At 71.7% G+C, this 22,231-nt stretch carries 20 protein-coding genes; 15 read left to right on the forward strand and 5 right to left on the reverse strand.

Going from position 1 to position 22,231, the window contains the following annotated elements:
* Positions 1-217: 217 nt before the first annotated feature.
* On the reverse strand, positions 218-634 hold the full coding sequence (locus AB0I04_RS04440) for a hypothetical protein (protein ID WP_360878853.1): 417 nt from the start codon (positions 632-634) through the stop codon (positions 218-220).
* 163 nt (positions 635-797) lie between these two features.
* Positions 798-2,051, reverse strand: a complete 1,254-nt coding sequence (locus AB0I04_RS04445) for a DUF1015 domain-containing protein (protein ID WP_360878856.1) — start codon at positions 2,049-2,051, stop codon at positions 798-800.
* A 55-nt stretch (positions 2,052-2,106) separates the two neighbouring features.
* Between AB0I04_RS04445 and AB0I04_RS04450 the strand changes: the two genes are divergently transcribed.
* Positions 2,107-2,514 carry a tetratricopeptide repeat protein gene (locus AB0I04_RS04450; RefSeq protein WP_360878858.1) on the forward strand — a complete coding sequence of 136 codons (408 nt, stop codon included), beginning with the start codon at positions 2,107-2,109 and terminating at the stop codon, positions 2,512-2,514.
* A gap of 1 nt (position 2,515) precedes the next feature.
* Positions 2,516-3,496 carry an HAD-IIA family hydrolase gene (locus tag AB0I04_RS04455; protein WP_360878861.1) on the forward strand — a complete coding sequence of 327 codons (981 nt, stop codon included), beginning with the start codon at positions 2,516-2,518 and terminating at the stop codon, positions 3,494-3,496.
* A gap of 310 nt (positions 3,497-3,806) precedes the next feature.
* Here the strand turns inward: AB0I04_RS04455 and AB0I04_RS04460 are convergent, their stop codons facing one another.
* Positions 3,807-4,148, reverse strand: coding sequence for an SCP2 sterol-binding domain-containing protein (locus AB0I04_RS04460; RefSeq protein ID WP_360878864.1), 342 nt, complete (start codon positions 4,146-4,148; stop codon positions 3,807-3,809).
* 104 nt (positions 4,149-4,252) lie between these two features.
* Here AB0I04_RS04460 and AB0I04_RS04465 point away from each other — a divergent pair, with 104 nt between their 5' ends.
* From AB0I04_RS04465 to AB0I04_RS04515, 11 genes are all read left to right on the forward strand, one after another.
* Complete coding sequence (locus AB0I04_RS04465; protein WP_360878867.1) at positions 4,253-4,420, forward strand: hypothetical protein; 168 nt, start codon at positions 4,253-4,255, stop codon at positions 4,418-4,420.
* Positions 4,421-4,526: 106 nt separating this feature from the next.
* Positions 4,527-5,336, forward strand: a complete 810-nt coding sequence (locus tag AB0I04_RS04470; RefSeq protein ID WP_360878870.1) for a TlyA family RNA methyltransferase — start codon at positions 4,527-4,529, stop codon at positions 5,334-5,336.
* Positions 5,333-6,232: an NAD kinase gene (locus AB0I04_RS04475; RefSeq protein WP_360878873.1), complete on the forward strand. Its 900-nt coding sequence runs from the start codon at positions 5,333-5,335 to the stop codon at positions 6,230-6,232. Before AB0I04_RS04470 ends, AB0I04_RS04475 begins: the two co-directional genes overlap by 4 nt.
* A gap of 639 nt (positions 6,233-6,871) precedes the next feature.
* Positions 6,872-8,569, forward strand: coding sequence for a DNA repair protein RecN (gene recN / locus AB0I04_RS04480; protein WP_360879953.1), 1,698 nt, complete (start codon positions 6,872-6,874; stop codon positions 8,567-8,569).
* A gap of 257 nt (positions 8,570-8,826) precedes the next feature.
* The gene (steA, locus tag AB0I04_RS04485) at positions 8,827-10,056 is read left to right on the forward strand and encodes a putative cytokinetic ring protein SteA (RefSeq protein WP_360878875.1); all 1,230 of its coding nucleotides are present in this window, start codon (positions 8,827-8,829) and stop codon (positions 10,054-10,056) included.
* The gene (locus AB0I04_RS04490; protein WP_360878878.1) at positions 10,053-11,027 is read left to right on the forward strand and encodes a copper transporter; all 975 of its coding nucleotides are present in this window, start codon (positions 10,053-10,055) and stop codon (positions 11,025-11,027) included. Before steA ends, AB0I04_RS04490 begins: the two co-directional genes overlap by 4 nt.
* Positions 11,028-11,033: 6 nt before the next feature.
* Positions 11,034-11,930 (forward strand): hypothetical protein, encoded by an 897-nt coding sequence (locus AB0I04_RS04495; RefSeq protein WP_360878880.1) that lies wholly within the window; start codon positions 11,034-11,036, stop codon positions 11,928-11,930.
* A gap of 11 nt (positions 11,931-11,941) precedes the next feature.
* Positions 11,942-13,582 (forward strand): lipid II flippase MurJ, encoded by a 1,641-nt coding sequence (locus tag AB0I04_RS04500; RefSeq protein ID WP_360878883.1) that lies wholly within the window; start codon positions 11,942-11,944, stop codon positions 13,580-13,582.
* A gap of 23 nt (positions 13,583-13,605) precedes the next feature.
* Positions 13,606-14,739, forward strand: coding sequence for a glycosyltransferase family 4 protein (locus AB0I04_RS04505; RefSeq protein WP_360878886.1), 1,134 nt, complete (start codon positions 13,606-13,608; stop codon positions 14,737-14,739).
* A gap of 189 nt (positions 14,740-14,928) precedes the next feature.
* Positions 14,929-16,182 (forward strand): TerC/Alx family metal homeostasis membrane protein, encoded by a 1,254-nt coding sequence (locus tag AB0I04_RS04510; protein ID WP_360878889.1) that lies wholly within the window; start codon positions 14,929-14,931, stop codon positions 16,180-16,182.
* Between the two features lie 83 nt (positions 16,183-16,265).
* On the forward strand, positions 16,266-16,760 hold the full coding sequence (locus AB0I04_RS04515) for a hypothetical protein (RefSeq protein ID WP_360878892.1): 495 nt from the start codon (positions 16,266-16,268) through the stop codon (positions 16,758-16,760).
* Positions 16,761-16,770: 10 nt separating this feature from the next.
* On the opposite strand, the gene AB0I04_RS04520 is transcribed toward AB0I04_RS04515, so the two are convergent.
* Together AB0I04_RS04520 and AB0I04_RS04525 are read right to left on the reverse strand one after the other, a co-directional pair.
* Positions 16,771-17,217 (reverse strand): MarR family transcriptional regulator, encoded by a 447-nt coding sequence (locus AB0I04_RS04520; RefSeq protein ID WP_360878895.1) that lies wholly within the window; start codon positions 17,215-17,217, stop codon positions 16,771-16,773.
* 240 nt (positions 17,218-17,457) lie between these two features.
* Complete coding sequence (locus AB0I04_RS04525; protein ID WP_360878898.1) at positions 17,458-18,111, reverse strand: MBL fold metallo-hydrolase; 654 nt, start codon at positions 18,109-18,111, stop codon at positions 17,458-17,460.
* A 138-nt stretch (positions 18,112-18,249) separates the two neighbouring features.
* Between AB0I04_RS04525 and AB0I04_RS04530 the strand changes: the two genes are divergently transcribed.
* Together AB0I04_RS04530 and uvrA are read left to right on the forward strand one after the other, a co-directional pair.
* Entirely contained in the window at positions 18,250-19,068 is an 819-nt protein-coding gene (locus tag AB0I04_RS04530) for an MBL fold metallo-hydrolase (RefSeq protein ID WP_360878901.1), read from the forward strand.
* Positions 19,069-19,247: 179 nt separating this feature from the next.
* Positions 19,248-22,088, forward strand: coding sequence for an excinuclease ABC subunit UvrA (uvrA, locus tag AB0I04_RS04535; protein WP_360878904.1), 2,841 nt, complete (start codon positions 19,248-19,250; stop codon positions 22,086-22,088).
* The last annotated feature ends 143 nt before the right edge of the window (positions 22,089-22,231 follow it).

The following is a 22,231-nucleotide window of genomic DNA, read 5'->3' on the forward strand; positions in this document are numbered from 1 at the left end:
GGGAACGGCGGCGTCGAAGGCCTGCCGGTCGATCCGCCCTTCGTCGTCCTCGGGATCGAAGACGTCGGGGACGTCGATGAGGGGACGCCGGGGCGTACGCGACGAATGCCGACGGCTGCCGGACGGCTCCCGGACGGCGGGCGGACCCGCATCGACGTGCTGTGCGCGCATGCCGTACGAGCCCGCCCTCGTGAGGGGCGAACGTGCGTTGGAAGGATCAGCGCTCGTCGTCGGGCAGGTACCGCCCCGAGCCGAGCGTCTCGATGGGCCCGGCCGACGGCTCTGGCCCGAACGGCTCGCCGGTGCTCGGAGGAATCGGGGTGGGGCAGTAGTACTGCGGTCTCACGGCGAGGGCGTCCGTGATCATCCAGCCCCATCCGGAAGGCTGCCGGACCGCTTCGATCACGGCGAAGTCCTTCTGGTACTGCGCGATCACGAGAGTCAGCTGTTCGGCGAAGTCACCGGGGAGCTTGGGTGTCCGCCGTGGTATCTCACAGACGGCGACGGACGACGCCGTCGTATCGCTGGCGGCACGATGCCATATCCGAACGGACCTTCCGTCACCTTGGATCCGGATGATGTCGGCGGCTCGGACCAGCCCGTCTCGTCGCGTCTTGACCCAGACGTTCATCATGACCGAACCGTATGGCTCCCACGTCTGATCGTTCTCCGGACTGGTTCTGGATCTCCCGTCCCTAGGGATTCAGTTTGAGAAACCGCGTGTTGCCCGAACTCCTGGACGGGCCGGTGGGCGCGTCGTCCCGGCCGAGGTCGGGACGACGCGCGACCTGGGGTCGTCATCCGGCGGCGAAGGTGCGCATGACCAGGCCGGTGCGCGGCTTTGGACCGAAGGACGTCGACTTGCGGGGCACCTTTTCGCCGTTGGCCGCGACCGCCAGGACGTCCGGGACCTTGAGCGGGTTGAGGATCACCGCGGTGCCGCCCTTCCGCCGGGCCTTGTCGACCGCGCGGGCCGCGTCGTGGTGGACGATGCGCACGGTCCGCTCGTCGTCCTCGATCCCCCAGAGTCGGGGGATGAGCAGGCGGTGCAGTACGGCGGTGTCCAGGCCGCGCCACCGGTCGGAGGCGTCCTCCGGCATGGAGCGATCCACCTGGACGGGGTCGGGATCGGTGAGCAGGAAGAATCCCGCCTCACCGCCGAGCAGGAACGCCGTGTCGGTGTGCGCGGCGAGCCGCTCGAGCCCGGCCGGAAGATCCGGGCCGATCGCCTCGACGCGGAAGGCCGCCTTCGCGCGCCGTACGGCCTCGGAGAGGGGCAGGCCGGGGAGCACCCGGTGGATGGCGCCCAGCCGTGGCGGATAGGCGACGGAGTCGACGAGCAGCGCCAGTCCGTAGTCCCAGGGGCCCGGTCCGTCATACCGGCGGCGCAGCGCCTGGTAGGTCGCGTAGCGGTGGTGCCCGTCGGCGATGAGAGCCTGACGGCCCCGCAGATCCTCGGCGATCCTCGCCTGCGCGGCCGGGTCCCGGATCGCCCACAACCGGTGCCGTACGTCATCGCCCGTGGCGGTCTCCAGCACAGGGGGCAGAGACGAGGCGACGTCGTCGACCACCCGGGCGGCCGCCGAGTCGGCGCCGCCCTCGTACAGCAGGAAGATCGGCTCCAGGTTCGCCTCCATCGCCGACATCAGGGCCAGCCGATCCCGGACCGGACCGGGATAGACGTGCTCGTGCGGGAGGATCACCCGCGAGCCCTCGTCGTGCACGCCGACCGCCCCGATCAGCCCGCGCTGGACGACGGCGCCGGAGACCTCCTCATAGACGTACAACGCGGGCTCGTCGTCCACGGTGAGGATGCCGGACGCCAGCCACGACCGCAGCGTCTCGGCGGCCTCCTGGTAGTCGTCCTTCGGAAGGATCAGCCGGACGACGTTGTGCGGCTCCTCGGCCTCGAACCGCCCCAGCGACTCCTCGTCGATGAGGTCGTACGGCGGCGACGTCACCGCGGCGAGGGAGCTCACCCTCGCGGTGTCGTACCGCACGGCTCGGAATGGCCGCAGCGCAAGTCCGGGATCACTGGTCACATCGGGCATGTTAGATACCGCGTCATTGTTGGGACACAAGTGGAGTCGACGAACGGAGGCACACATGGTTCAAGGTGCGGATCACGGTCATGATTCCCAAGGTGCTCCGGCAGGCGGCGTCTACGAGTGGTACCAGCGAGGCCTGGAGCTACTCAACGGCGGCAGCCCGGCCGCCGCGATCCAGATCCTTGAACACGCCGCGGCCGCCGAGCCGTCTAGCCGGAGCGTGCGGGAGGCCCTTGCCCGCGCCCACTTCGGCGCGAAGCGGTACGCCGATGCCGCCGCCAACTTCCGTATGATCGTCGAGGCCGATCCGGCCGAGGACTACGCTCTGTACGGCCTGGGCATGTCGCTGACCCGCACCGGTGATCTCGCGGAGGCGGTCGAGCACCTCGCGCTCGCCTGCGCGATGTGCCCGGACAACAAGCACTACGCGACCGCACTGCGGCACGCGCGAGCCCGGAAGGGGTGACATGCGAGGGAGCGACCGGCCGCTCGCCGAGATCTACGACGTCGCCGTACTCGACCTCGACGGCGTGATCTACATCGGCCGCGACCCGGTGCCGGGCGCGGCCGAGGCGCTGGCCAAGGCGCGGGCGGGCGGGATGCGTCTGGCGTTCGCGACCAACAACGCCTCACGGACGCCGAGCGCGACGGCCGCGCTCATCACCGAGGTGGGGGTGCCCGCGGCGGCGGAGGACGTCGTGACGTCCGCGCAGGCCGCCGCCAGGCTCTTGGCGGAGCGACTTCCGGCCGGCTCGAAGGTCCTCGTCGTCGGCGGCACCGGCCTCCGGCACGCGCTCCGCGCCGCCGGCCTGCGTCCCGTCTCGACCGCCGCCGAGCGCCCCGCCGCCGTCGTGCAGGGGTTCACGCCAGGCCTCTCGTACGATCTGCTCGCGGAAGGGGGCCGGGCCGTCGCCGCGGGCGCGCTGTTCGTCGCGTCCAACGCCGACACCACGATTCCGAGCCCGGGCGGGCCGCCGAGGCCGGGCAACGGGGCCCTGGTCCAGGTGATCCGCACCGCGACCGGCGTCGACCCCATCGTCACCGGCAAGCCGGAGCTGCCCCTGCACCGCGAGACGATCCTGCGCACCGGCGCCGAGCGGCCGCTGATCGTGGGGGATCGCCTCGACACGGACATCGAGGGCGCCAACAACGGCGGCGCTGACAGCCTGCTCGTGCTGACCGGGGTGACCGACGCCCGAGCGCTGCTTGGCGCGCCCCCGCCGCATCGGCCGACATACCTCGCCGACGACCTGTCCGGTCTCCTCGTGCCGCATCCCGAGGTGCGGCGCGCCGACCGTTCCTACCGCTGCGGCGGCTGGACGATCGGCCCGGACTTCACGGTGACCGGTTCGGGCGATCGCGTCGACGCCCTGCGCGCGCTGTGCGTCGCCGCCTGGGAGTCGGGCGAAACCGCGAAGGCGGAGGAAGCCTTGACCCGCCTGCCCTGACTCGCCTGCGGTGAGCCGGCGCCGCTTGCCGGGCGGCGACGCGCGCTATCAGGCCGGCGCCCGTCGGGAGCGGCTCAGCGTGCCCACGGCGCGCCCGCCGGGGCCGCGATGGCGCCGCCACGCATGGCGCGCCCGACCACGCGAACGGCCGCGTCCATGGGACCGGCCCGGCGTGACGCGGTGGTTCCACGCGCGCCCCGGAGATGGAGCTGATCATCCGCTGTGACGCGATCGGCGGCCGTGGGCCGAGTAGGGAGTCTGAGGAGCCCGACGTCCGGCCGTTCGCCGGGTGTGTCGCTCCGATCCGACGTCAGAGGATCTTCCGGAGCCGCAGCAGGTCGCCCAGGCTGGCCTCGATCTTGAGCCGGCCCGTCGCCCAGGCCTTGGCCACGTGGAGCTCGTCGTCGGCCAGCGCCACCAGATCGTCGCTCTTCACGGTGAGCCTGACCTGGGCGCGGTCGGCGTCGTCCACGAGCTGGAAGTCGTCCAGGCCGTCCCCGTGGATGCGGGTGAGGAAGATCAGCCCGAGATCGGGCACGCGGCAGCTGATCGTTCGTTCCACGACGTGCCTGGCGAGCTCGTCGGCGTCCACCTCGGTGAGCCGGGTGGCGATGCGCTCGAGCGCCAAGCGTGCTTCCTGAGCGGTGGCCATCGTCAGGTCCGTTCCCCCGTCGTCGTCCTCGACACCGCTGTCGTCAACGGACGGTAGCGTTCTTCTTGAGCCGGACACGACCGGCGGCGAAGGGAAGGGTACAGGTGAACGGCACCGAAGTGGACACCTCAGGGGACGAGCGCGTCGACGCCGCGCTGGCGCGTCTGACCGAGCTGGAGCAGGCACCCCTGACCGAACACCCGGCGGTGTTCGACGACGTCCACCGGCGGCTGCAGGAGGCTCTCACGGGCCTCGACGAGAGCGCGTCATGACCGGCCCGATCGCGCTGTCGGCCGATCCGTCCGCGCTGTCGGTCGGGCTGTCCGCGCCGTGGGTCGGCTCGTCGGTGTCACCGGTCGGCCTGTCGGTGGCCGTCCCGTGAGCGCGCGTCGTCGGCTGGACAGCGAGCTCGTCCGGCGAGGACTGGCCCGGTCGCGCGAGCAGGCCGTGGACCTGGTCACCGAGGGACGCGTCACGGTCGCCGGCCGGACCGCTTCCAAGCCCGCCACCCAGGTGGAGACCTCCGCCGCCATCGTCGTACGGCCCGCGGAGTCGGGGCCGGAGTACGTCTCGCGTGGCGGGCACAAGCTGGCCGGGGCGCTCAAGGCGTTCGCCGACCTGAGGGTCGAGGGCCGCCGCTGCCTGGACGCCGGCGCGTCGACGGGCGGTTTCACCGACGTGCTCCTGCGCGCCGGTGCGGCGCACGTGGCCGCGGTCGACGTCGGATACGGCCAGATCGCCTGGTCCCTGCGCACCGACGACCGCGTGACGGTCCTGGAGCGGGTCAACATCCGCGACCTCGAGCCGGACCAGGTGATCTCCGACGGTGAGCCGCCCGACCTGGTCGTCGGGGACCTGTCGTTCATCTCCCTGCGCCTCGTCCTCGCGCCCATCCAGCGGTGCGTGGCCCCCGACGCCGACTACGTGATGATGGTCAAACCGCAGTTCGAAGTGGGCAAGGACCGCGTCGGCGCGGGCGGCGTCGTCCGCGACGCCGCACTCCGGGCGGAGGCCGTGCGCGACATCGCCTTGCATGCCGGGACACTGGGCCTGGGAGTCCGCGGCGTGACGGCGAGCCCGTTGCCCGGGCCCTCCGGAAACGTCGAATACTTCCTGTGGCTGCGAGCGGGCGCCCCGCCTCTCGACGAGGCCCAGGTGGACAAGGCCGTGGCAGAAGGGCCCGCATGACAGAGAAGAGATCCGTCCTGGTCGTCACCCACACGGGCCGCAGCGCGGCGGTGCGCAGCGCCCAGTTGGTGATCAGCCGGCTCAGTGACGCCGGCATCGCGGTGCGGGTGCTGGACAGCGAGGCCGAGGACCTGCACTGCGCTGGCGCCGACGTCATGCCGGTCTCCGCGGCGGCCACCGAGGGCGCCGAGATGGTCATCGTCCTCGGCGGCGACGGCACGATCCTGCGGGCCGCGGATCTGGCCCGGCGGTCCGGCATCCCGCTGCTCGGTGTGAACCTCGGCCACGTCGGCTTCCTCGCGGAGGCCGAGCGGGAGGACCTGGCCGCCACGGTCGACAAGGTCGCCGCACGCCGCTATGACGTCGAAGAGCGCATGACGATCGACGTCGTGGTCCGGCAGAACGGCACCGTCACCAACGCCAGCTGGGCGCTCAACGAGGCGGCCGTCGAGAAGGCCTCCCGGCAGCGGATGCTCGAGGTCGTCGCCGAGATCGACGGACGGCCGCTGTCGCGATGGGGGTGCGACGGTGTGGTCTGCGCCACTCCGACCGGCTCGACGGCCTACGCGTTCTCCGCCGGTGGTCCCGTCGTATGGCCCGAGGTCGAGGCGATGCTGGTCGTGCCGATCAGCGCGCACGCGCTGTTCGCCAGGCCCATGGTGGTCTCGCCACGGTCCGTCGTCGCGGTCGAGCTGCTCCCGAACACCTCGGGCGGCGTGCTGTGGTGCGACGGCAGCCGCCCGATCGACCTGCCTCCGGGCGCTCGGGTGGAGGTCCGCCGGGGCGAGCGGCCGGTCCGGCTCGCGCACCTGCATCAGACCCCGTTCACGGACCGGCTCGTCACGAAGTTCGGCCTGCCGGTCGCCGGCTGGCGCGGCCGCGTCCGCGAGGACTGACACACCTCCGCGAAGTGCGACATCCCCCCGCGAGGTGGGGCGTCTTCGCGAGACGTTGCGCTCACGAAGGGCGACGTCTTCGCGAGATATCGCCCCGCGAGGTGCGATGTCTTCGCGGATGTCGCCCCGTGAGGTGCGATGTCTTCGCGAGGTGTGACATGCCTCCCCGAAGTGTGACACGCCGCTGCGGCGTCCGCTTTGAGCTGGACGTTCGATCCCACTGGGTACCCACGAGGGCCTCCGCGGCGGTGGGGGCGACACGCCCGGTGGTTCCCTCTGCGGCGGCGTGCCGTCTACGCTGAGCCGAACACGTGTTCGCCTGGGGAGGTCCGGTCACGGTCCCGCACATCGGGGCCTAAAGGGCCATCATGACGGAGTAGCCTCGGGCGCGCCGGGTGTCTGCGACAGGAGGGCCTTCGTGACCGACGTGACGAGCCGCCAGGCAGGAAACACGAGGTGCCGAGCGAGCGGAGTGGTCGGTCGAACCGTGCCCATTTGCGCGTCTCCGGCACGGCGAGGGCCGGCTGCGGAACGAGTGCGACCGTCGGGCGACAGCCCGGTGGGTGATTCAACAGGACGGCTCGGGTTGAGGAGTACCGAGTCGCCGGGCGGGGAGGTCCGGTGAGCCGGGTACGGCCCATGGTCGAGGAAGTACGGATCCAGAACCTCGGGGTGATCGAGGAGGCCGTCCTCGAGCTTTCGCCGGGTTTCAATGTGGTCACCGGCGAGACCGGTGCCGGTAAGACGATGGTCGTCACGAGCCTCGGCCTGCTGTTCGGAGGACGAGCCGATCCACAGCGGGTCCGGCCCGGCGCCGACCGGGCGACCGTGGAGGGCCGCCTCGTCCTCGCCGAGGACGGCAAGGTCGCCGCGCGGGTCGAGGAGGCCGGCGGCGAGCTCGAGGACGATGCCCTGATCCTGACCAGGTCCGTCTCGGCGGAGGGCCGGTCACGGGCCCACGTCGGCGGCCGGCAGGCACCGGTCTCCGTCCTCATCAACCTCGCGGACGACCTCGTCGCCGTGCACGGCCAGTCCGACCAGCAGCGGCTGCTGCAGCCCGGGCGTCAGCGCGCGGCGCTGGACCGCTTCGCCGGCGACGACGTGGCCAAGCCGCTGCGCGCCTACACCGCCGCCTACCGGCGTCACCGGGAGGTGTCGTCGCTCCTGGAGGAGCTGACCACGCGCTCCCGGGAGCGGGCGCAGGAGGCCGACATGCTGCGGTTCGGCCTCGAGGAGATCGAGAAGGTCGATCCCAAGCCGGGAGAGGACGAGCTCCTGGCGACGGAGGAGCAGCGGCTCGCGCACGCCGACGCGCTCCGTACGGCCGCCACCACGGCGCACGAGGCGTTGCAGGGCGACCCGACCGCCACCACCGGTGTCGTCGACGCCATCGGGCTGCTCAGCGGCGCTCGCCAGGCCCTGGAGGCCGTGCGCTCCCACGACGAGGCGCTCGCCGGGCAGGCGGACCGCCTGTCGGAGGCCGTCTACCTCGTATCGGACGTCGCCGCCGAGCTCGCCGGCTATGCCGAGTCGGTGGAGGCCGACCCGGCCCTGCTGGCGAGCGTGCAGGAGCGGCGGGCGGCACTTGCCGGGCTGACCCGCAAGTACGGCGCGACCATCGCCGAGGTCCTGGAGTGGGCGGAGCAGTCCGCCCTGCGCCTGACCGAGCTGGACTCGGACGACGACCGCATCGACGAGCTGCGCGCCGAGCACGACGATCTCACCCGGCAGCTGACCGAGCTGTCCGCGGAGCTGACCGCCGTCCGTACGGCCGCCGCCGAGCGCCTGTCCGAGGCCGTCACGGCGGAGCTGGCGGCGCTGGCCATGCCGCACGCCAGCGTGGTCGTGGCGGTGACGGCGCAGGAGGAGTTCGGCCCGTACGGCGTGGACGAGGTCGAGCTGCGGCTGGCCTCTCACCCGGGCGCGCCGCCGCTGCCGCTGCACAAGGGGGCGTCGGGCGGTGAGCTGTCGCGCGTGATGCTGGCGATCGAGGTGGTCTTCGCCGGTGCCGACCCGGTGCCGACGTTCGTGTTCGACGAGGTCGACGCGGGCGTGGGGGGCAAGGCGGCCGTCGAGGTCGGCCGCAGGCTCGCCCGGCTGGCCAAGTCGGCCCAGGTGATCGTGGTCACCCATCTTCCGCAGGTCGCGGCGTTCGCCGACCAGCACTTGGTCGTGGAGAAGTCCAACGACGGCCGTGTCACCCGCAGTGGCGTGACCGCGCTGGACGCCGACGGGCGGGTCCGCGAGCTGTCCCGCATGCTCGCGGGAATGGAGGATTCGGAGCTGGGCCGGGCGCACGCCGAAGAACTGCTGGCCATCGCCGCCACCGAGCGCTGAGGGGCGGGCGGCCGAGCGCTGCGAGGGCGCACGGCCGTACGCCGGGGCGGCGGCCCGTCGTAGTGGGCGACCGGGCCTTGCGGCGGCCGGTCCGCGCGCATGATCGTACGCTGGGGCGGCGGGCCATCGTGCGGGCGATCAAGTGCCGAAGTGGGTGGGCGTCGCGCGGACGGACACCGTCCGTGGGCGAACGAACACGCCATAACGGTCGTCGATACCGGTGGCACTGTCCGGGCTCTGGCAGGATTGGCACCACGATGAACGACGTCTCCCCGAGAATCAAGAGCGGCGTCCGCCTCCGGGCGCCGCTGCGGCGTGGGCTGCGCCGTGACCGGCGGGAGGGGGAGACGGGTATCACCGGCGTCGCCCGCCTCGACGGCAAGACCAAGAAGCTGACCAAGCGCCTCCAGCCCGGCGACATCGCGATCATCGATCACGTCGACCTCGACCGGGTCAGCGCGGAGGCGCTGGCCACCTGTCAGGTCGCCGCGGTGGTCAACGTGGCGCGCAGCATCTCCGGGCGCTATCCGAACCTCGGGCCGCGGATCCTCGTGGAGGCGGGCATCCCGCTGATCGACGACGTGGGGCCGGACGTCTTCACCAAGGTTCACGAGGGCGACGTCGTCCGCATCGACGGCGAGACCGTCTATCTCGGCGAGCAGGTCGCCGCCAAGGGCATCCGGCAGACCGAGGAGTCGGTCGAGGCGGCGATGACCGAGGCGCGGGCCGAGCTGCCCGCCCAGCTCGAGGCGTTCGCCGCCAACACGATGGAGTTCCTCAAGCGGGAGCGGGATCTCCTGCTCGACGGCGTCGGCGTCCCGGACATCAAGACCGACCTCGATGGCCGTCACGTCCTCATCGTCGTGCGCGGCTATCACTACCGCGAGGACATCGCGACCCTCCGGCCCTACATCCGCGAATACCGTCCCGTGCTCATCGGCGTGGACGGCGGGGCCGACGCGCTGATGGAGGCCGGCTACCGGCCGGACATGATCGTCGGGGACATGGACTCGGTCTCCGACGAGGCGCTGACGTCAGGCGCCGAACTGGTCGTGCACGCCTACCGCGACGGCCGGGCGCCCGGCCTCAACCGCGTCCACGACCTCGGCCGGGAGGGCGTCGTCTTCCCCGCCGCGGGGACCAGCGAGGACATCGCGATGCTGCTCGCCGACGACAAGGGTGCCACCCTGATCGTCGCGGTCGGCACCCACGCGACGCTCGTGGAGTTCCTCGACAAGGGCCGCGCCGGAATGTCCAGCACGTTCCTGACGCGGCTGCGCGTGGGCAGCAAGCTCGTCGACGCCAAGGGCGTCAGCCGGCTCTACCGGAGCCGTATCAAGCTGTCGTCGCTGCTCATGCTGATCGCCGCCACGCTCGTCGCGATGGTCGCCGCAATCGTTTCCTCACCGGCCGGCGATGCCTTCGAGCCCATCGTCGCCGACTGGTGGCACCAATTCGTCTACTGGCTAAACGGACTCTTCACGTGATCGATTTCCGTTACCACCTCGTCTCCATCATCGCGGTCTTCCTCGCGCTGGCGCTCGGCCTTGTGGTCGGCGCCTCTGCGCTGCGCGGGCCGCTGGTCGACCAGCTGAAGGACAACTCGAACCGGCTGAAGAACAGCAACGAGGTGCTCCGTAAGGAGAAGGACGCGGCCGCGCAAGTGCGTGACTACGGCAGCCAGGTCACCGACGCGGTCGCGGCTCAGGTCGTCGCCGACCGGCTCAAGGACGAGAGCGTGGTGTTCGTCGAGGCCCCCGGCGCGGACGACCAGATGCGGGCGCAGACCGCCGACATGGTGAAGAAGGCGGGGGCGCGGATCAGCGGTTACGTCACACTGCAGAGCAAGTACCTCGACCCGAACCAGCAGGCCACGCTGAACGAGCTCACCGACCAGCTGAAGCCCGCCGGCCTGAACTTCCCGGCCGACGCGACGTCGTACGACCGCACGGCGAGCGAGCTGGCCTCGGTGCTGGTGACCAAGCAGGCGTCGCGCAACGGGCAGGAGGACCCGGCGGCCGGGCAGGTCCTGTCCGGTTTCAAGGAGGCGGGTTTCCTGACTTTCAGCGGGCAGCCCGCGAGCCGTGCGACACTCGCCATCGTGATCGCGCCCGCCGCCGCGAGCAACGACAAGAACGCAGACGCCCAGAACAAGGCGCTCGGCGCGTTGCCCATCGCCCTCTACACCTACGGCGGGGGCACCGTCGCGGTGGGCGACTCCGACTCGGCGACCCAGGGCGGCATGATCAAGGCGCTGCGCGACGACGACCATGCAGACGGGCACGTCTCCACCGTCGACACGGCGGACGTTCCGGCCGGCCGGCTGGCGGCGGTGCTCGCGCTGGCCGCCGCCAAGCAGGGCAAGGCCGGCGACTACGGCATCGGGTCGAAGGTGGACGGACCGCTCCCGACCCCCGTGCCGACGCCCACGCCGACGATGACGAAGACGAAGAAGTGAGGCGGCATGCGTAAGGCAGTGGCGGGGGCCGTACTGGGCGCGGCGGCGGCACGGGCGGCGTACGTCGCGTTGACCAGCCGTCCGCCTCGCGACGAGAAGCTCTGGGTGCGGACCAACCACCGCGGTGAGCCGGTGACCCTCCTCGAAGGGCCGGCGTTCGTGGTGGGCGCGGTGACCGCGGTGGCCGTGGCACCGGGCGTGCCGGCGCGGATGCGCGCCGCCGCGATCCTCGCGGGCGGCGCCACCGGCGCCCTCGGCGGATACGACGACCTCGCCGGGTCCGGTGACTCCCGGGGCTTCAGGGGCCACCTGTCGGCGCTCGCCCGCGGCGAGGTCACCACGGGCGCGGTGAAGATCCTCGGCATCGGTGCCGCCGGTCTGGCCGCCGCCGCGCTCGCGGGCAGCGGCGCGCCCACCCGCCGCGGCGCCCTGCTCGACGTCCTGATCAACGGCGCGCTCATCGCCGGCACCGCCAATCTGCTCAACCTGTTCGACCTGCGGCCCGGCCGGGCGATCAAGGCGGGGCTCCTGGCGAGCCCGCTGGTGTTCGCCGCGCCGTCGCCCTCGGTGCCGCGCGGCCGGTTCGCCGGGCTGCTCAGCGGCTCGGCCGTCGCGGCCGCCCCGCTCGGCGCGGCGATCGCCCTGCTGCCGGCGGACCTCGGCGAGCGCGCGATGCTCGGCGACGCGGGCGCGAACGCCTTCGGCGCGCTGATCGGGCTGTCGGCGACGGGCCTGAGCCGCCGGTCCCGCCTGGGCGTTCTCGCGGGCGTGACAGCGCTCAACGCCGCGAGTGAGGTCGTCAGCTTCACGAAGGTGATCCGGGCGACGCCGCCGCTGAACTGGCTCGACCAGCTGGGCCGCCGTCCCGTCGTACCGGAGGCGCGTCCGTCGGGCACCCCGTGACGGCACCGGACGTGACCGAGGAGGCCGGGGAGACCACCGTCGGCCGGGGGAGGGGCCTCGCCGGCGCCGCCGTCCTCATCGGCGTCATCACCATCTTCGCCCGGATCGTCGGGTTCTCTCGCAGCCTCGTCCTGTCCCACACCGTTGGCAACGACTGCCTGGCCACCGCGTACTTCACCGGCAACCAGGTGACGAACATCGTCTTCGAGGTGGTGGCGGGAGGCGCGCTGGCGAGCCTCGTCATTCCGGTCCTGGCGGGCCCCGCCGCCCGCCGGGCGCCGGAGGCCGGCCGGATCGCCTCGGCGCTGATGACCTGGACCGTGCTGATCCTCCTGCCCCTCACCCTGATCGCTGCCGCGGCCGCCCACCCCCTGATGGCGGACGTGCTCGTCCGCGGGCCGGTGCCGGGCTGTTCGCGCGACCAGGTGATCGACGCGGGCACGCGCATGCTGGTGGCGTTCGCCCCGCAGATCCTGTTCTACGGGCTCGCCGTGGTGCTGTACGGCGTACTGCAGGCCCACCGCAGGTTCCTCGGCCCGGCGCTGGCCCCCCTCGTGTCGAGCCTCGTCGTCATCGGCGCGTACCTGGCGTTCCTGTCGACCGGTGCGGCCTACCGGCAGGCCGCGAACCAGCACGACCTTTCCACCGTCACGCGGGGCGCGGAGCTGACGCTGTCGGTCGGGACGACGCTCGGCGTGGTCGCGCTCGTCGTCACCGTGGTCGGCCCGGCGGCGCGGCTCCGGCTCGGGTTGCTGCGGCCCACGCTGAGGTTCCCGCCCGGCGTCGCCGCGCGCATCCGGCGGCTGGCCCTTGCGGGCCTGGCCACGCTGGTCGCCCAGCAGGCCGCCTGGGGCATCGTCATCATCCTCGCGAACGCGAGGGGCGGGTCGGGCGCGCTGGCGGTCTACCAGTACGCCTGGGCGCTGTTCCAGCTGCCGTACGCCGTCCTCGCCGTCCCGCTGGCGACCAGTGCGTTCCCCGTCCTGTCGGCGCGCGCGAGCGACGGAGACCAAGAGGGCTTCGACCGTACCGCCGCGTCGACGACGCGCGCGATCGTGCTGCTGTCCTGCGCGGGGGCGGCCGTGCTGGCCGCGACCGCGCTGCCCGTGGCGCGGGTGTTCCTGCTCGGGACCAAGGGGGGCGTGCCGCCGTCGGATCTCGCCCGCGCGATCGTCGCCTTCGCGCCCGGCCTCATCGGCTACGGGCTGATGGCGCACATCGGCCGCGTCCTGTTCGCCGCCGGCAAGGGGCGGGCGTCGGCGGTCGCCCAGGTGACCGGCTGGATCGCGGTGATCGCCGCGGAGATCGCGCTGGTGGAGGCGGCAGGGCGGCGCGACGCCGTCGCCGCGCTCGGGCTGGGCAACTCGATCGGCATGACGCTCGCCGGCGTGCTCCTGCTGATCACCGTGGCGCGGACCCGCGGCAGGACGGCGTTCCGCGGCATGGGGCGGGCGGTCGCGACCGGACTGGCCGGCGCGGCGGCCGGGTACGCCGCGGGAGCCGGCGTGGTGGCGGCGTTCGGCGCGACCGGTCTGGCCGCCAGCGTCGGAGTGGGCGTCCTGGCCGCGCTGGCCGCCGGCGCCGTGTTCGCCACCGTCGCGTACGCGGGCGACCGGGACGATCTACGAGGCCTGATCGGGCGGAGACTGTGACGGAGAGGACAGCCGGAGTGGTGATGGACGGACTGAAGGTCGCGCTTGTGCTGGCGACGGCCGCAGGCGGGCTCGGACGGCACGTCCGGTCGGTGGCCGACGGCCTGCGGGCGCGCGGCGCGAAGGTCGTCGTCCTGGGCCCGGCCTCGGCCGACGCGCTGTTCGGCTTCACCGCGTCCGGCGCGGCGTTCGCCCCCGTCGAGATCTCCGACCGCCCGCATCCTCTGGGCGACGTACGCGCGATCGCCCGGCTTCGGCGCCTCACCCGGGACGCCGACGTCGTGCACGCGCACGGTCTGCGGGCCGGAGGACTGGCCGCGCTCGCCCGCGTCCGCACCGTTCCGGGGCCGCTGCGCCTCGGCACGGCGGGTCCGCCGCTCGTCGTCACACTGCACAACGCCTCCATCGCGGGGGGCCTGACCGGCGCGGCCTACGCCACGCTCGAACGCGTCGTCGCGCGGGGCGCGACCGAGGTCCTGGGCGTATCCCCGGACCTGGAGGAGCGGATGCGCTCGCTGGGCGCGCGCTCGGTGGGGCTCGCGCTCGTACCCGCGCCGGCCGCTCCGCCGTCCGACGACCCCGAGGCGCCGAAGCGGATCCGCGCCGAACTCGGCGCCGGAGACCGCCCTCTCATCCTGACGGTGGCGCGGCTCGCGGAGCAGAAGGGACTGCCGACCCTGCTGGACGCCGCCACCGACTGGGCCCGGCTGGACGCCGCGCCGCTGGTGCTCATCGCCGGGGACGGGCCGCTGGAGGCGGAACTGCGCGACCGGATCGCGGCCGAACGCCTCCCGGTGCGGCTGCTCGGCCGTCGTACGGACGTCGCCGACCTCCTCGCCGCCGCCGACGTCGCCGTCGTGCCGAGCGTCTGGGAGGGGCAGCCGCTGATCGTCCAGGAGATACTGCGCGCCGGCCGGCCCCTCGTCGCCACGCGCGTCGGCGGAGTGCCCGGCATGGTGGGGGAGGCGGCGCTGCTGGTCCCCTCGGGAGACGCCGCCGCGCTCGAACGCGCGGTGCGGCGCGTGCTCGACGAGCCTGCGCTCGCCGACCGGCTCGCGGTGGCCGCCGCCGAGCAGGCCTCCCGGCTGCCGACCGACGAGGACGCGCTCGACCAACTCGCCTCGGTGTACGCACGGGTCACCTCGAGCACACCTTGATCACGTCTCGGTACGACGAAGGTAAGCCTTTGTATATAGTCAGTGCCCAGGAGGGGAGTATTCCTTCGCGGCAGTGTCGTCATCACGGTCCCAGGAGCCACATGCGGCCCGGTGCTGTCGGCCCTTACCGATGAGTGAGGGCGGAAGAGACCTCCGGGGCCGTCGCCTGCCACCGGAGGAAGTGTTCTTGTGAACGTCACCCTTTGGGCCTGGGGTCTCACCCTGCTGGGGTTGCTCGCGTTCATCATGTTCGACCTGTGGGTGGTCGACCGTGGAAAGCCACGCGACTTCTCCATGCGGCAGGCGACCGCGTGGGTGACGTTCTACGTCCTCCTGGCGATCCTGTTCGGCATCGGCCTGCTGTTCGTGGTCGGGCCCGACTATTCGGCGCAGTTCTTCGCCGGCTACCTCACCGAGTACAGCCTCAGCGTCGACAATCTCTTCATCTTCTACGTGATCATGGCGCGGTTCGCCGTTCCCCGGGCCAACCAGCACAAGGTCCTGCTGATCGGCATCATGATCGCGCTGTTGATGCGAGGGATCTTCATCGCCGTGGGCGCCGCCGCCCTGGCCCGGTTCGAGTGGCTGTTCTACATCTTCGGCGGGTTCCTCATCTGGACCGCGTACGGCCTGGTGCGCGGTGACCCCGACGAGGACGAGTACGAGGAGAACATCCTCGTGCGCTGGATCCGCCGGGCCGTCCCGACGACGGAGGAGTACCACGAGCACCGGCTGACGGTCCACATCGACGGCAAGCGCCTCATCACCCCGATGCTGATCGTGATGGTCGCCATCGGATCGACCGACCTGCTGTTCGCCCTCGACTCCATCCCCGCGATCTTCGGGCTGACCAAGGAGTCCTACCTCGTCTTCACCGCCAACGCCTTCGCGCTGATGGGGCTGCGGCAGTTGTACTTCCTCCTCCGGGGACTGCTCGACCGCCTCGTGTTCCTCAGCAAGGGGCTCGCGTTCATCCTGGCCTTCATCGGCATCAAGCTCGTCCTCGAGGCGATGCACACGACCTGGTTCCCGAGCGTCCCGGAGATCTCGACGGCCCTCTCGCTCGCCGTCATCGGGGCGACGATGTTCGTCACCACCGTCGCCAGCCTCATCAGGGCCCCGCGCGGCGGGACGGAGGACCGGGAGTCCGGAGAAGGACCCGGTCAGACCGTCGCCGACGGCCCCGAACCCGGCCCGGCCGTTCCCGCTCCGGCGGTCCCGGACGACTCCGGCCCGGTCCCGGACGACTCCGGCCCGGTCCCGGACGACTCCGGCCCGGTCCCGGACGCCTCCGGCCCGGTCCCGGAGGCGGGCACGGACCGGGATCCCGCCCGCGACGATCTCGACGGCGGCGCCGACCGAGAGCCGGACGACACCGCCACGGACGAGTCGGACACCGACATGACCGACGTCGACGCGCGGGCCGGGCGCACGCGTCGCTGACCGCCTGCTTCATCAGGGATGTCCCGGACCAGGTTTTCGCCCTGTAACGTGATCACAGGGGAAGATTTCTGGGGAAGGTACGCATGCGCTTGCCCTCGATGGCGCCCGCGGTGACGCGGACGATCTCGATCGTGCTGGCGGTCGCCGCCGTCGGCATCCTGCTGGTCACCGCCCTCGCCGACCGGCACGGCAGCCGCAGACCGGACGCCCGGCCATCCCGCCCCGCCTCACCGGTGGCAGAGTCCACCATGCCGGGAAGCATCGACCTGCCGCCCACCACCGAGCCCGCGACGCCGCACGTGCGCGCCGCCGACGCCAAGACCTGGCTCCGCGCGCTCGCCGGCAAGTGGAGCCAGGCCGGGGGGAAGGACTACTTCCAGTTCCAGCCCGACGGCACCGGTCAGTGGATGGCGTTCGGCCAGAAACTGTGGAGCGGCAAGGCCACCCCGCGCGACGCGACGACGTTCGACCTGTCCGACCTCACCGGCCAGGGCGCCTCGTATTGGCGGGTCGAGTTGCAGAGCGGCCGCAAGAAGCTGTTCTTCGTCGGCCTCCAGAAGACCTATCGCAAGGCGTAGCCGCTCGCTCCTAGGCCTCGGCCAGGTCCTCCAGGACGTCGAGGGCCGAGACCAGCGCCGCGCGCTGCGCGGGCGACAGGGTGCCGAGCCGCTCGACGAGGAACGCCGACCGCTCGGTGCGCAGCTGTTCGAGCTGGCGGCGGCCCTCCGGGGTGATCTCCAGGAGCGTGGCCCGCCGGTCGTCGACGTCGGGTGTGCGACGCAGCAGGGACTGGGCCTCCAGGGAGGCGACCAGACGGCTCTGCGTCGGCGCGCTGACGCCCTCGGCGGCGGCCAGGTCACCGAGGCGTACTGGGCCGATCGCCTCCACGCTGGCGAGGGTCGACGCCTGGCTGGACGTCAGCGTCTGCGGGCCGTGCTGGCGGAGGCGACGGCTCAGCCGACCCAATGTCATGCGCAGCCGTGCCGCGAGCTCCACGTCCGTCAGACCCTCGGTCTCGGCCACCTGCCTGGTCACGCCCGTCATGCCCCTTTACCCGGCTCGCGTTCCCGGCGCGCTCCGCACGCCCCTCTCCACCAATCATTCCCTCATCACAGCCGCCGATATGCCGATCCGCGGCCTGGAGGGTCTCTCGGTGTACCCGACCAACGTCCGATTAACGACGATCGTGGCGCATTGTGGCCGGGATCACCAGCCCCGGGCGCGCGGACCCGCGGCGACCGTCTGCCCTCTGGGGCCGGTGCGCCGCGCGCGTGATCACCAGCCCCGGGCGCGCCACTCCTTGAGGTGCGGGCGTTCGCGGCCGAGACTGGTGTCCTTGCCGTGGCCCGGATAGATCCACGTCTCGTCCGGCAGGGTGCCGAAGACCCGCTCCTCGAGGTCGTCCATCAGCTGGTTGAACAGCGTCGCGTCGCCCCAGGTGTTGCCCGGCCCGCCCGGGAACAGGCTGTCGCCGGTGAACAGGTGTGGCGTGTCGCCGTCGCCGTACAGCAACGCTATCGACCCGGGGGTGTGGCCGCGCAGGTGGATCACGGACAGGGTGTTCTGCCCGACGCGGACGGTGCCGCCGTGCCGGACCGGCTCGGTGACGGGCAACGGCAGGACCTCGGCGTCGTCAGGGTGGGCCACGACCGACGGATGCGTCGCGTCGACGACGGAGCCGAGCGCGCCCCAGTGGTCCTGGTGGCGATGCGTCGTGACGACGCGGGAGAGGGGGGCGTCGCCGAGGAGCTCGAGCAGTCGCTCCGGTTCGGCGGCGGCGTCGATCAGGACCTGCTCGCCGGTGGCGGTGCAACGCAGGAGGTAGGCGTTGTTGTCGAACGGCCCGACGGCCAGCTTGGAGATCGTCAGGCCGGGCAGCTCGCGGACGTCGGGGGGACCGCCGACCTCGACATCGCCTGTGTAGGACACGCGCTCTCCCTCCAGTCGGCCAACGGGGACATGGCCGCAGACCCGTCCATCCTTTCACTCCCGCGCCGCTCGGCGCTCCGTGCGGCGGATGCCGCGGCGGGGTCCGGAACCGGGCCCGTCTAGACGTAGGCTCCCGTCATGGACGAAGATCTGCCGATCTGCCGCACGTGCGGGGTGCAGTACGGCGCGTCCCGTCCGGACTGCCCGATCTGCGAGGACGAACGGCAGTACGTCGGGTGGGACGGCCAGCAGTGGACCACGCTCGCCGAGCTGCGGGCCGCCGGGCACCGCGGCAAGGTCGCCGAGGAGGGCCCGGGCATCGTCGGCGTCGGTACCGAGCCGCCGACCGCGATCGGGCAGCGGGCGCTGCTCGTCCGCACTCCGTCGGGCAACGTTCTCTGGGACATGATCACCTACCTGGACGACGATCTCCTCGCCCAGGTCGCCGACCTCGGTGGCGTCGACGCGATCGCGATCAGCCACCCCCACTTCTACGGCTCGATGATCGAGTGGGCGCACGCCTTCGACGCGCCCGTCTACATTCACGAGGCCGACCGGGAGTGGGTGGCCCGGCCCGACGAGTCGATCGTCTTCTGGGACGGCGAGACCCGGGAGATCGGCGACGGGCTCACCCTCGTGAACGCGGGCGTGCACTTCGCGGGCGGCCAGGTGCTGCACTGGCGCGACGGCGAGGACGGCAGGGGCGCGCTGCTGACCGGCGACATCTTCACCGTCGTCCCGGATCGCCGGTACGTCAGCTTTATGTACAGCTACCCCAACCTGATCCCCGAGCGACCCCGGATCATCCGCCGCGCCCTGCGCCGCATGGAGCCGTTCCCGTTCGAGCGGGTGTACGGCGGCTGGTGGCGGCGGGTCGTCGCCGCCGACGGCACCGCTGCCGTACGCCGGTCGGCCGCGCGCTACCTCGAACGCGCCCTCGACGACGGGCCGGAGTAAACGTCGCATCGGCCCCACCGGCCTCCCGTGTTTCGGTGGCGATCTCTCTTCGAACACGTGTACGGTTCTGCTGCGACGAGGAGCCCGCCGTCAGGCGCGACTGGAAGAAAACCGTCCGTCTCCTCGTTAGCCTGAAGCTGACCTGTCTCAACCAGGCTCTAGGGGATAGCGAATACGCCGTGGCTGACCGTCTCATCGTGCGCGGAGCGCGTGAACACAACCTCAAAGACGTCTCACTCGATCTTCCGCGCGACGCGCTGATCGTGTTCACCGGGATGTCCGGCTCGGGCAAGTCCAGCCTGGCGTTCGACACGATCTTCGCGGAGGGCCAGCGCCGCTACGTCGAGTCCCTGTCGGCGTACGCCCGTCAGTTCCTCGGCCAGATGGACAAGCCCGACGTCGACTTCATCGAGGGGCTGTCCCCGGCGGTCTCGATCGACCAGAAGTCGACGTCCAAGAACCCTCGTTCGACCGTCGGCACCATCACCGAGGTCTACGACTACCTCCGTCTGCTGTGGGCCCGCATCGGGCACCCGCACTGCCCGGTCTGCGGCCGCCCGATCTCCAAGCAGACGCCCCAGCAGATCGTCGACCGGGTGATGGAGTTCGACGAGGGCAGCCGGTTCCAGGTGCTGGCCCCGGTGATCCGCGGCCGCAAGGGCGAATACGCCGAGTTGTTCCGCGACATGCAGACCAAGGGCTTCTCCCGCGCCCGCGTCGACGGCAACCTCGTACGCCTCGACGAGGCGCCCAAGCTCAAGAAGTACGAGAAGCACGACATTGAAGTCGTCGTCGACCGGCTGAGCGTCAAGGACAGTTCGCGCCGCCGGCTCGCCGATTCGATCGAGACGGCGCTCGGGCTCACCGGCGGCACGGTCATCCTCGACTTCGTCGACCTGCCCGAGGACGACGAGCAGCGCGAGCGGATGTTCTCCGAGCACCTCTACTGCCCGTACGACGACCTGTCCTTCGACGAGCTCGAGCCGCGGTCCTTCTCGTTCAACTCCCCGTACGGCGCCTGCCCCGACTGCACCGGCCTGGGCACCCGCATGGAGGTCGACCCGGAGCTGGTCGTGCCCGACCCGGAGAAGACCCTCGAGGAGGGGGCCATCTCGCCGTGGTCGAACGGCCACATCAGCGACTACTTCCTGCGGCTGCTCGGCGCACTGGGCGACGCGCTGGGCTTCGACCTCGACACCTCCTGGGAACGGCTCCCGGCCAAGGCCCGCAAGGCGATCCTGCAGGGCCACGACACCCAGGTGCACGTCAGTTACCGCAACCGGTACGGCCGGCTGCGGTCCTACTACACGACGTACGAGGGCGTGATCCCGTACGTCCAGCGGCGCCACTCCGAGGCGGAGAGCGACTCCAGCCGGGAGCGGTTCGAGGGCTACATGCGGGAGATCCCGTGCCCGTCGTGCGAGGGCAAGCGGCTCAAGCCGGTCGTCCTCGCGGTCACGGTCAACGACCGGGCGATCGCCGACGTGGCGGCCATGCCGATCGGGGAGTGCGCGAAGTTCCTGCTCAACATGGAGCTGAGCGAGCGGGAGAAGCACATCGCCGAGGCGGTGCTCAAGGAGATCAACGCCCGGCTCGGCTTCCTGCTCGACGTCGGCCTCGACTACCTCAGCCTGGACCGGGCGTCGGCGACCCTGGCCGGCGGTGAGGCGCAGCGCATCCGCCTGGCCACCCAGATCGGCTCCGGGCTGGTCGGCGTGCTGTACGTCCTGGACGAGCCGTCGATCGGGCTGCACCAGCGCGACAACCACCGGCTGCTCGAGACGCTGATCCGGCTGCGCGACATCGGCAACACCCTCATCGTCGTCGAGCACGACGAGGACACCATCCGGGCCGCCGACTGGGTCGTGGACATCGGTCCGGGCGCGGGCGAGCACGGCGGCCAGATCGTCGTCAGCGGCACGGTCGAGGACCTCCTGGCCAGCGAGAGCTCGATGACCGGGGCGTACATTGCCGGCCGCAAGGAGATCGCCGTCCCGGCGATCCGCCGAAAGCGCCAGCGCGGGCGCGAGCTGGTCGTCAAGGGCGCCCGCGAGCACAACCTGCGCGACATCGACGTCGCGTTCCCGCTCGGCGTCTTCACCGCCGTCACCGGCGTGTCGGGGTCGGGCAAGTCGACGCTGGTCAACGACATCCTCTACACCTCACTGGCCAAGAATCTCCACGGGGCGCGCACGGTGCCCGGCCGGCACAAGCGGATCAACGGGGTCGACCAGCTCGACAAGGTCGTCCACGTCGACCAGTCGCCGATCGGCCGCACCCCGCGGTCCAACCCGGCCACCTACACGGGCGTGTTCGACCACGTCCGCAAGCTGTTCGCGGCGACCGCCGAGGCGAAGGTCCGCGGCTACCAGCCCGGCCGGTTCTCGTTCAACGTCAAGGGCGGGCGCTGCGAGGCGTGCTCGGGCGACGGCACCATCAAGATCGAAATGCAGTTCCTGCCCGACGTCTACGTGCCCTGCGAGGTCTGCCACGGCGCCCGGTACAACCGGGAGACCCTCGACGTGCACTACAAGGGCAAGACGATCTCCGAGGTCCTCGACATGCCGATCGAGGAGGGCCTGGAGTTCTTCGAGGCCATCCCGGCGATCCGCCGCCACCTGCAGACGCTCAACGACGTCGGTCTCGGCTACGTCCGGCTCGGCCAGCCCGCGCCGACCCTGTCCGGTGGCGAGGCGCAGCGGGTCAAGCTCGCCTCCGAGCTGCAGCGCCGCTCCACGGGCCGCACGATCTACGTGCTCGACGAGCCCACCACCGGCCTGCACTTCGAGGACATCCGCAAGCTGCTCGGCGTGCTGAACGGTCTCGTCGACAAGGGCAACACCGTCATCGTCATCGAGCACAACCTCGACGTCATCAAGACGGCGGACTGGATCATCGACATGGGCCCGGAGGGCGGCTCGCGCGGTGGCACCGTCGTCGCGACCGGCACCCCCGAGGACATCGCGAACGTCGGGGAGAGTCACACGGGCCAGTTCCTCGCCAAGATCCTCGGCGTCTGACGGAAGGCATCGGCCGGAGGCCCGCTCGCCCATCAGCGGGACGGCCTCCGGAACGCCGCGCCGCGAGCATGCTCCGCCCGCCGGGCCGCTGGGCGGCCCCGGCGGCGTCGGGCTGACTCGGGTCATCACGTCCGGAACCGGGC

The organism is Actinoallomurus sp. NPDC050550 (assembly GCF_040655075.1).
In the GTDB taxonomy this organism is placed as follows: Bacteria; Actinomycetota; Actinomycetes; order Streptosporangiales; family Streptosporangiaceae; genus Actinoallomurus.

Bases quoted from the DNA above. Each gene is read 5' to 3' on its own strand.
- AB0I04_RS04440 (WP_360878853.1), bottom strand. From the start codon at position 634: ATGATGAACGTCTGGGTCAAGACGCGACGAGACGGGCTGGTCCGAGCC.
- AB0I04_RS04445 (WP_360878856.1), bottom strand. From the start codon at position 2,051: ATGCCCGATGTGACCAGTGATCCCGGACTTGCGCTGCGGCCATTCCGA.
- AB0I04_RS04450 (WP_360878858.1), top strand. From the start codon at position 2,107: ATGGTTCAAGGTGCGGATCACGGTCATGATTCCCAAGGTGCTCCGGCA.
- AB0I04_RS04455 (WP_360878861.1), top strand. From the start codon at position 2,516: ATGCGAGGGAGCGACCGGCCGCTCGCCGAGATCTACGACGTCGCCGTA.
- AB0I04_RS04460 (WP_360878864.1), bottom strand. From the start codon at position 4,148: ATGGCCACCGCTCAGGAAGCACGCTTGGCGCTCGAGCGCATCGCCACC.
- AB0I04_RS04475 (WP_360878873.1), top strand. From the start codon at position 5,333: ATGACAGAGAAGAGATCCGTCCTGGTCGTCACCCACACGGGCCGCAGC.
- recN (WP_360879953.1), top strand. From the start codon at position 6,872: ATGGTCGAGGAAGTACGGATCCAGAACCTCGGGGTGATCGAGGAGGCC.
- steA (WP_360878875.1), top strand. From the start codon at position 8,827: ATGAACGACGTCTCCCCGAGAATCAAGAGCGGCGTCCGCCTCCGGGCG.
- AB0I04_RS04495 (WP_360878880.1), top strand. From the start codon at position 11,034: ATGCGTAAGGCAGTGGCGGGGGCCGTACTGGGCGCGGCGGCGGCACGG.
- AB0I04_RS04505 (WP_360878886.1), top strand. From the start codon at position 13,606: ATGGACGGACTGAAGGTCGCGCTTGTGCTGGCGACGGCCGCAGGCGGG.
- AB0I04_RS04515 (WP_360878892.1), top strand. From the start codon at position 16,266: ATGCGCTTGCCCTCGATGGCGCCCGCGGTGACGCGGACGATCTCGATC.
- AB0I04_RS04530 (WP_360878901.1), top strand. From the start codon at position 18,250: ATGGACGAAGATCTGCCGATCTGCCGCACGTGCGGGGTGCAGTACGGC.